13 protein-coding genes are annotated in these 8,695 nt (G+C 32.6%); 2 read left to right on the top strand and 11 right to left on the bottom strand.

What is annotated here, in order from left to right; translation table 11 throughout:
- Positions 1-251: 251 nt before the first annotated feature.
- The 7 genes from V7068_RS11670 to V7068_RS11640 form a co-directional block, all read right to left on the bottom strand.
- On the bottom strand, positions 252-734 hold the full coding sequence (locus tag V7068_RS11670) for a DUF4367 domain-containing protein (RefSeq protein ID WP_499712934.1): 483 nt from the start codon (positions 732-734) through the stop codon (positions 252-254).
- 441 nt (positions 735-1,175) lie between these two features.
- Complete coding sequence (locus V7068_RS11665) at positions 1,176-1,883, bottom strand: cytochrome c biogenesis CcdA family protein (RefSeq protein WP_499712933.1); 708 nt, start codon at positions 1,881-1,883, stop codon at positions 1,176-1,178.
- A 124-nt stretch (positions 1,884-2,007) separates the two neighbouring features.
- A complete protein-coding gene (locus tag V7068_RS11660; protein ID WP_499712932.1) occupies positions 2,008-2,379 on the bottom strand; it encodes a hypothetical protein in 372 nt (123 codons plus the stop codon).
- Between the two features lie 70 nt (positions 2,380-2,449).
- Positions 2,450-2,647 (bottom strand): hypothetical protein, encoded by a 198-nt coding sequence (locus V7068_RS11655; RefSeq protein WP_499712931.1) that lies wholly within the window; start codon positions 2,645-2,647, stop codon positions 2,450-2,452.
- 527 nt (positions 2,648-3,174) lie between these two features.
- Positions 3,175-3,570 carry a DUF3888 domain-containing protein gene (locus V7068_RS11650; RefSeq protein ID WP_499712930.1) on the bottom strand — a complete coding sequence of 132 codons (396 nt, stop codon included), beginning with the start codon at positions 3,568-3,570 and terminating at the stop codon, positions 3,175-3,177.
- Between the two features lie 124 nt (positions 3,571-3,694).
- A complete protein-coding gene (locus tag V7068_RS11645) occupies positions 3,695-4,129 on the bottom strand; it encodes a hypothetical protein (protein WP_499712929.1) in 435 nt (144 codons plus the stop codon).
- Positions 4,130-4,154: 25 nt separating this feature from the next.
- Positions 4,155-4,538, bottom strand: coding sequence for a DUF3888 domain-containing protein (locus V7068_RS11640; protein WP_499712928.1), 384 nt, complete (start codon positions 4,536-4,538; stop codon positions 4,155-4,157).
- 169 nt (positions 4,539-4,707) lie between these two features.
- Between V7068_RS11640 and V7068_RS11635 the strand changes: the two genes are divergently transcribed.
- Complete coding sequence (locus tag V7068_RS11635) at positions 4,708-5,199, top strand: YozF family protein (protein WP_499712927.1); 492 nt, start codon at positions 4,708-4,710, stop codon at positions 5,197-5,199.
- Between the two features lie 159 nt (positions 5,200-5,358).
- Here the strand turns inward: V7068_RS11635 and V7068_RS11630 are convergent, their stop codons facing one another.
- Positions 5,359-5,769 (bottom strand): hypothetical protein, encoded by a 411-nt coding sequence (locus tag V7068_RS11630; RefSeq protein WP_499712926.1) that lies wholly within the window; start codon positions 5,767-5,769, stop codon positions 5,359-5,361.
- A gap of 154 nt (positions 5,770-5,923) precedes the next feature.
- Complete coding sequence (locus V7068_RS11625) at positions 5,924-6,373, bottom strand: hypothetical protein (protein WP_499712925.1); 450 nt, start codon at positions 6,371-6,373, stop codon at positions 5,924-5,926.
- Between the two features lie 324 nt (positions 6,374-6,697).
- Here V7068_RS11625 and V7068_RS11620 point away from each other — a divergent pair, with 324 nt between their 5' ends.
- Positions 6,698-7,069 (top strand): hypothetical protein, encoded by a 372-nt coding sequence (locus V7068_RS11620; protein ID WP_499712924.1) that lies wholly within the window; start codon positions 6,698-6,700, stop codon positions 7,067-7,069.
- Positions 7,070-7,461: 392 nt separating this feature from the next.
- On the opposite strand, the gene V7068_RS11615 is transcribed toward V7068_RS11620, so the two are convergent.
- Both V7068_RS11615 and V7068_RS11610 read right to left on the bottom strand, forming a co-directional pair.
- Positions 7,462-7,758 carry a hypothetical protein gene (locus tag V7068_RS11615; RefSeq protein WP_499712935.1) on the bottom strand — a complete coding sequence of 99 codons (297 nt, stop codon included), beginning with the start codon at positions 7,756-7,758 and terminating at the stop codon, positions 7,462-7,464.
- A gap of 210 nt (positions 7,759-7,968) precedes the next feature.
- Positions 7,969-8,571, bottom strand: coding sequence for a hypothetical protein (locus V7068_RS11610; protein WP_499712923.1), 603 nt, complete (start codon positions 8,569-8,571; stop codon positions 7,969-7,971).
- Positions 8,572-8,695 lie beyond the last annotated feature (124 nt).

Below are 8,695 nucleotides of genomic sequence, written 5' to 3'. Positions count from 1 at the left end.
GGTTATTATAAAAGAAGCTAATAAACTTAAAAGTATTGGTACAAGATACTCACCTGGACCAAATATAAAATCTATTAACCAAGGCATTGTAAAACCTAAAACAACAGTTATCAATATTGTAAGTAAATAAATACCAACGTAACGTATCATTTATTCTCTTCCTCCAAACTGTTGACGATTTATTTAATATATTTATTCTACTTCAGTACAAAATTCTTGTGAAACAAAACTGCTTCGTTAGTTTAACAAGCCTATTTCATTGACCTTGCAATTTCTAACATTTGTTCTTTTGATAATCTGAAACTATTCATTTCTACAGAAGTACCATCTTGTATCCAATTCAGTAAGCCACCGGTAATGATGTCTCCACTTTTATCAACTTCACCACTTTTTTCCCATTCCTGAAAATAACCTTTGTTTCCGTTTATATCAACTTGCTGACGATAAGGAAAATCGTCAGCGGATAATGGAAATCCCTTTCTCAAATGAATAGCGACCAACAACTTGGTATCATTGCTGTCCATATAATGTAGCATTACCCAAGGTTTTATTTTGGTATCTAATGTCCAATCATCAGGAATCTTTTGCGGAGTCAAAACAGTAAAATCAACTTTTTCTTTTATCTCTGAAATGGTAATACTGTTATGATTATACTTAATTTCTTTAGCCATAGTTGTTATTGGGCTACAATTTAATAGGATTAGGGCAATGAATAAATGAACAAGAAATACCAATTTACTACCTCATTTCTAATTTAAATTTCAGTAACAGTCTCTCCGTTCAGTTATTTTTTATTAAATTATCCTGACCCTATATTTGAATAAGAAAAAGCGATACCTCTTATTGAAGCATCGCACCCGTTACTTGAAGAAGGAATTATTGTTAAACCAATCTTTCTCCATCCTACACCAAGCATACAAAGAGAATATAAGACTTAATAAAGTACAAGTAATCCAAACAATCAAAAGTTCAATATAAGCAAACTCTAATCGAAATGAGTTAAGAAGAAACTTAACTATATAATAGTCAAGAACCAATGGTATTGATAGAACCATTCCATATAACAAGACAAATCGTACTTTTCCCTTTTCTCTAATTTGTCCCCAATTTACCATATAAATTAAGCCTCCTTAACCTAAAAACAATCGCACATAATCGCACTCTTTAGTAAGGCATTAAAATCCTACAAAGCCTCTAAATACATTATTTGTAAGAAAAGATGTGATGTTAGTCATCCAATCAAAAAATAAGACAACGCCCATAATAATTGTGAAATAACCGCCAAATTGAGTTATATTGTGATTATATTTCTTTATCCGCCCTGATTTACCAATAAAAAATGACATTGTAAAGAAGGGAATAGAAAACCCAAGTATATAAGCAATCATATATATTAAGCCCTGACCAGTAGATAAACCAAGGGTCATAACGGCACCTAATATTGGTCCCACGCAAGGGGTCCAACCAGCAGCATATCCTATTCCAATTAAAACAGAACCTATATACCCTGATGGACGATTTTTAAAATTTACTTTTCTATCCATCATTAAAAATTTTGGTTGAAAAATCCCAGCAATAATTAAACCAAAAACAATTATCAAAATAGCCCCTACTTGTCTAATCAAATCAATATATGCATAAAAAAGATTATAAATAAACGATGTTGATAACCCTAACACTACAAAAATAATAGAAAACCCAATCAAAAAGAAAATAGTATGAAACATTGCCTTACGGTTTAATTTGTTGTTATCTTCTTTTAACTCACTAACTGTTAAGCCTGTAATATATGATAAAAACGCAGGATATAAGGGCAAACAGCAGGGGGATATAAAGGATAAAACCCCTGCACCGAAAGATAAAAAAATATTTAAGTCTCCCAATCTGATTTCCTCCAGTTTTAATTTTCACTCGCATATAGATTACCATATATTTCTATATTTTTTAATTAAACTGCATCTTTAGTAAAAAAGCGACTGCTCTTATTTCGCAATCGCACCCGTTAATTTAAGAAGAATAAATTATTGTGTACCACCTTGTATAGTATTGATAAGCAACACTTTGAGTCGTATTCCCCTTTTCAAATACTAAAGAATTTGAAATCTCGTTTCTTTCTACAAAACGCCACCCGTCTTTTTTCATCATTTTAATGTATGGCTCCATTTCCCCTCGTCTTACTAAATATCCGTAAATCCCATCTACTTCCTCTGTTCCCTTTACTTCAGCTATTTCTTTATCTTGAAAAATAATTTTAGATATAGCCACAGCTAACGGTATAGGGTTTCCTTCTTGAAAAATCACGTCTTTTTTTTGAATTATAAAGATAGATAATAAGCTAAACATTAGTATTGTTATAATAAAGACCTTTGATTTTAACATAAAACCCGCCCCCTCCTTATTATATAATTCAATATTCTTATTCAAGTAACCTACTTCGTTAATTGAATGACTATTTGTTCTTTTTCCTATCATCAAGTTTTCTTGAACAGTACAAACATAATAAACCAGAAGTTAAAGAAAGAAAAAAAGGAATGATTGCTAGTAAAGGCATAATGATTGTCCAATAAAGTAAATAAGCACTTACAGCAAATATAAACCAACTGACTATAAGTAAAAAACTTGATGCAAACTCTTTTATTGCAAACAAAATATCCCCTCCTCTGTATTGCCATTGCTAATACTTCTTTTTTTACTAAACTGCCATTTACTTGAACAGAAAAAAAGCATTACCCTGTTCCAGTAATGCTACCCAATAGTTGAAGTACATTTCATCACAAACTAACTACTCATGGCATCATTTGGTTGACTAGATATAGTTGATAAAACCGAGGAACTCCCAAAGCAAGAAAGAGAGTAATTACTGCAAAAAGCTTTGATTGTTTTATCAGACGGTCATCTCCCCTTTTTAAGTGTCCAAAGTATGTAAGAGTGAAATAAAGACATGTGGTCAACATAAAAGCTGAAAATATCTCTAACCAAATTCCCATTGACCCCGAAAAAGCTAATTGGTCCATTCAAAAACACTTCCCCTTTTAAATTACTAAATTATGCTTATTGTACCTTTCATTATTTTACCATCCCTTCAACTATCCTTCCCGTTAATTTAAGTACATTCTTTCACGAACTTTACAAAAATCTATAAATCGCAAAGGACAACAGCAAAAAGCCACCCTTTTACAAAGAATGGCTGCATTTAGTTATTTCATTTGGCTTTAACCTTCTTCTTTTGAAATCAATAGTCTGCCACTCGATGGTTTTTACATTACTAAAAGTGATTGTCACTAAATCATATGGAGGATTGTGAGCACCTTCAAATGTTGTTGCCTGCACGGTGACATTAAATGAGTAACCGCCTTGTGGCGGCTTCTTAATTTGGATTATATTACCACATTCAATTTGTTTAATTTCGCCATATTGCTTCTCCAATTCCTGTTGAATTGAGGGATAAAGCAAAATGTAAATCAAGTCATCACGCAATTGTACATCACTTTTAGTTACGGTTTCGGCTTGGACTGGAGAATAAGAGAAAAGAGTTAAGAAGGCAATTAATATTAAAAAGGTTTTTTTCATAAAGAACCTCGCTTATAGGTTTTTTCTTATTTTACCCACTTTACAAAAATGAATTTTTGTTAATCTCATTAAAAAAAAGACTGTCTTTTTTGACAATCTTTTTAGTTCAATAAGGAATAGCAATTTAATGGTATTGAAACCAAACAAACCATCCTTTTTCCTTACTTTTAGCTAAAAATATTTGACCTTGGGCTAAGTTAGCTCCAGGTGCTTTGGGGAAATCTAAACGAACAAGCCACGACTTTTCAGCAATTTCTTTACCACAAAAGGTCTTTGCCATTCCAAAATAGTCTTCTTCTTCTTTATTACCAACTGTTTTAGGAAAAGGTTTGGCAGTTACTACATTCCATTTAGTATACATGTCAGGAAAATCAGCTATTCCAATTCCATAAGTTTTTGGTATTAAAGTATTTAATGCTTCAATTACCTCTTTTCTATCCTTGATGGATGTTTTCTCTAATTCGCTTAACACAGGACATTCTTTAGGCTGTGCATAAGCTTCGAACGACCCCAAAATAAATAAAGGTATGATTAAAATCAGTACATATAGTCTTTTCAAGATAAATTCACCTCTTTTCCAAAGGTTATCTGCATTGTTCTTCGTTTGGCTTTAACCTTCTACTTTTGAAATCAACCGCCTGCCAATTTGGAGAACGATGATTACTGAACGTGATGGTCACTAAATCATTAGGTGGATTGTGGGCTCCTTCAAATGTCGTTACCTGTACGGTAACATCAAAGTAGTAACTGCCTTGTTCTAGTTTCTTAATTTGGATAATGTTACCACAATAAAACTGCTTAGGTGTGCCGTACTGTTTCTCTATTTCTTTATAAATTAAAGGAACAAGCAAAATGTAAATCAAGTCATCACGCAATTGTACATCACTTTTAGTTACGGTTTCGGCTTGGACGGGGGAATATGAGAAAAGAGTTAAGAAGGCAATTAATATTAAAAGGCTTTTTTTCATAAAGAACCTCGCTTATAAGTTTTTTCTTATTTTGCCCTACTTTACAAAAGTGAATTTATATAAAAGAAAAGCTTTTTCTTTTTGTGAGCGTCCTTCTCTAAATCCTTGTGTTATTTGTAAAATATTTCTATCACTTAAGGGGAAACTATAATGAAAAGGAGGTGGACAAATGAATAAATGGTTTATTTCTCTTGCTTTTTTCTGTGCTTTTACTATCGGGCTGTCGTTTCAGGTTCAGGCTTTAACATTTGAACAATTGCCGACCAAACAAACATCGAAACAATGGTCAGTTCAAGTAGGAGAAGTCAAACAAGGTGAAGAAACTGTAAAACCTGTAAAGGGGAAATTTCATACTTATTCTTTAAAGATTGATAAAATCGGCAAAGATGTATTATCTGCGGAAGTCTATATGTATAGAAATGAGCCTGGTTCGAAAACGAAATATGCACTAGTTGGCTGTCCTGATGAAAAGGAATGCAATAAAGGACACTTTGAACAATCGATTTCTTTAGCAAAACAATTGAACGATGGAATCCCTTATCGTTTTACTAATTTTGCTTTAGCTGAAAAAGCGACTGAATTAGAAATAGAAGTTATTTGGACTCAAAAAGGCAGCGAAGGCAGACCGTTAAAAGAAACATTTGTATTTACTCAACAATAGTTTAGACGAAAACAAGGAGAATTATTTTCTCCTTGTTTTTTTGTTCTTCATGGTTCCGAAGTATGCACTTTACAAAAATAAATTTATGTTAATCTCACCAAAAAAGGTAGCTAATTCGTTACCCTTTTAACATCCAAACTGGTATAGACTTAATAACCCTTATTTGGACAAATGTTTGTATTCTACTATTTCAATTTTAAAACCGTGATTACATTTCTGCTTATTAATTTTTTCACTGTCACATGATGGGGATACTCTTACCTTAACTAAATCTTCTTTAACATTATCATTATTTTTCGAAGGAATATTGATTCTTACGGCAACATCATAAGAATGATTGTTGTTGTACTTTATACCGACGATTCTTTGCCATTCCCAGGCAAATAGGTCATCGCCTCCATATTCTTTTATCACTCTTTTATCAATAGTTGGAAATACAAGGTCTGAAACAATATCTTCTGTTGTGAAATACGAATTTTCTGCCTTTGGAGTAGTTTCTGCTTTAACAGTTTGCATTGGGTTAAAAGTAAATACAAAAAATCCTAATAAGATTAAGCATTGTTTAACCAATTAAATTCACCCCATATTTACAGTTCCCCCTTAATCTTCCCAATTAGTTATTCTTTATTAAATTAACGCACCCTTTAGCTTAAATACATTTCTTCACAATATTTTCGTTTGGTTCACCAAGACTTATCACTTTCGCTTATATTAAGTTCTTTATTTACTGCACTTCCCATTTGAATTTTCCATTATACTGTTTAAGTTGTTTTTTCACTTGTTCCAATTCATAAAAACTTGAATGTGCTTTTTTGACAATCTCTTCATCCGTTTTACCTTCTTTTAGAAGAGTCCTGATAAGTTCATATCTTGATGCTTCAAACTCAAAATAACCATGATATACATTAAGCTGATTTCTTATGTCCTTTAATTCAACATAGCTGGTTGTTGCTATATAAACAATCTCTTGGTCTGTTTTGCCCATTTGTATAAGAGTTCTAACAATGCTATATCTTTGGTTTACTTGACCTGTCGCATATCCTTCTCCCCATCCGTCATCCCAAGCTATATCGTAGCATTCTTTGCAAGGAAGACACTCTTCTTCCTTCTCTTTAACTAATCCCAATAGTAATGGTAATGAAATTATTGTGATAAGAAATAATGTTTGTTTCACAAAAGTCACACCTTTTTTACCTTAGTATGACCTTTTAGTTCACTAAATGAGTCAAATACGCATTTAATCGTTTTTCTTATTCAACTAACCTGCTCCGTTACTTGAATAAGAAAAAGGCTTCACTCCATATTGAAGCAAAGCACCAGTTAGTTTAGGAAGAAGCCTTTCATTTATATCAAAAAATCTTGGAATTATTTACACCGATTAGCAATATCGAAGAAGATTAAATGTTGCTTTATAATGATAAATGGAAAGGCGTGAAAATATGTGAAATTTTTAATCACTAGTCTTATTATAATACTTTTAGTTGGAGGTACTATTTATATGGTTAATAAAAAAAATAATACAAATGATTACCAAGAAGCACCATATGCAGCCGGAATGAATTTTGGTCTTGAAGAGGTAGAACCTTTTTTAAAACATTTATCCTCCTCGATATTGGATTCAGGTTTTAATCAAGATGAAATCAATACTATTCAATCTGAAATCAACACAATGAAAGAAGACAACGAAATAAAAGAAATTGAAACCTTTGATGTTATTTATAAAGGACAACCGACAAAAATACGGATTCAAGCTGAAATTCATATTGAGGATGTTGACAAAGAGGTTGTTCTATATATGTTTAGCATTCAAGAATTAGTTGACATCATAGATGAAGAAATGCTGAAAATTGAAGACGAACGAGAATTTTAAGTAAAAAGAGATGTTGTAATTAACATCTCTTTCTTTCACTAACGCACTCCGTTAGTTCAACAAGAAACGGATTCTTAATCATAAAAAGTGCTTAACTCTCTTTCTTGTACAATAAGCAAGTACGAAGGGGACTAGGGGAAGAAGCACAAGCAGTCTAAACCAATTCTCTGCACCACCAAAATATAGGGATGGTAATAAAAGTGAAATTCCACTCATTAATAATGCTTTCCAAGATTTTTTCCATAGACCCCATATAAATAAAAGCAACGAAGCTCCAATTAATATCCAAAAGATGAGACCCACCCAGTAGAAACCCATTTGTTCTCCTCCTTTGTCCATTTGCTGTATATTTATATATTATATGTCTTTCTTCAACTAACCCCGTTTGTTGATTAAGATTTAAACAATCCTTGCTCTTTCCATTGGTTGAAATACTTTTGATAACCCATTTCCTCAGCAGTCATAGTGTATTCTGTATCTCCCAATTTAAAAGTATGAGTTCCCGACAAGGCTTCATAGGTTGGATTCCCTTTGACATCCCCGAAAAGCGTTTCAAATGTATTTAAATCCACTGATTGTTTTGTTCCATTCTCATAGGTTTCAAGAAGAATGAAATCAACCTCTCCCTGTTCTATATGCCCCTTAAACATCAAACCTGCTTCATTTAATGCCAAATATAATTGATTCATATTCAACCTCTACTCTCCCTAAACAATTCATTACCTTATTGAATTAACCTGCCCGTTACTTGAATAAGAAAAAGCGATACCCCTTATTGAAGCATCGCACCCTGTAGTTGAATAATTACTGATAATAAACAGCCACTCCAAACTTATCCTACCTAACATTAACGAAAAAGCGTTCCTGTTGATTACAGAAACGCAAACCAATAGTAGTAGTTATTCTAAATGTATAACAATTTCAAGACCTGTTGGCTTTTCTTTAAAAGCATCGCTATATTCTTTAAATACTAAATCAATTCTTGAAATATCATCGGGTAACGGTGGTGAAACAATGAAATTATGAGCATAATGTCCTTTCGAGCCTTTACTTCCATCATTTCGACAATCGTATTGCTCACCTATAAACAATTCAAATATATTTTTATGGAGTCTGTTATGTAAGTCTATTGGTGAATCATCGGGCTCATCCCAATCAATATGGAGTTGTACTACGCTAGCGTTCTCATACTGCCGAATAACCGTAACCGAATAAAAACGTTCATCAATTTCAATCGATTTTAAAACAGGTATGTGCTTTCTGAATCTAGTGGGTTCAATACGAGATTTAAAAAGTTCCTCATATCTCATAATCCCGAATAGTTGATATAAGTATTCTTCATCAAACCCGTATTTTGCAGCCCAGTTAGAGATAACATCGTCTGATGGAATACCCGGATTATTGGAAAGGTCTTTTCTTTGCCTTAATAAAGCACAAATTTGTTCATCGATATGGAGAAGTTGTTTATCATAATGGTCTGTTGGACGGGGGTTTCGCTTCATTTGGGTCCTCCTCTTTTAAAAAGTTAAGAATTATCATCATTCTTAATTTAACACAAAAGATAATAATCTGTAATTATTTCCCATTAAACTAACCTCCATTAGTACCAGAAGCGATTGCTCTAAT

Source organism: Bacillus sp. JJ634, from assembly GCF_036962285.1.
GTDB classification, from domain to species: Bacteria; Bacillota; Bacilli; order Bacillales; family DSM-1321; genus Peribacillus; species Peribacillus asahii_A.
Note: the sequence above shows the minus strand (reverse complement) of the source record. Positions and strands in the feature narration are given on the sequence as shown.

Excerpts from the sequence above, each read along its gene's own strand:
- V7068_RS11660 (WP_499712932.1), bottom strand. The coding sequence starts at position 2,379 with ATGTTAAAATCAAAGGTCTTTATTATAACAATACTAATGTTTAGCTTA.
- V7068_RS11650 (WP_499712930.1), bottom strand. The coding sequence starts at position 3,570 with ATGAAAAAAACCTTTTTAATATTAATTGCCTTCTTAACTCTTTTCTCT.
- V7068_RS11640 (WP_499712928.1), bottom strand. The coding sequence starts at position 4,538 with ATGAAAAAAAGCCTTTTAATATTAATTGCCTTCTTAACTCTTTTCTCA.
- V7068_RS11635 (WP_499712927.1), top strand. The coding sequence starts at position 4,708 with ATGAATAAATGGTTTATTTCTCTTGCTTTTTTCTGTGCTTTTACTATC.
- V7068_RS11620 (WP_499712924.1), top strand. The coding sequence starts at position 6,698 with ATGGTTAATAAAAAAAATAATACAAATGATTACCAAGAAGCACCATAT.
- V7068_RS11615 (WP_499712935.1), bottom strand. The coding sequence starts at position 7,758 with ATGAATCAATTATATTTGGCATTAAATGAAGCAGGTTTGATGTTTAAG.
- V7068_RS11610 (WP_499712923.1), bottom strand. The coding sequence starts at position 8,571 with ATGAAGCGAAACCCCCGTCCAACAGACCATTATGATAAACAACTTCTC.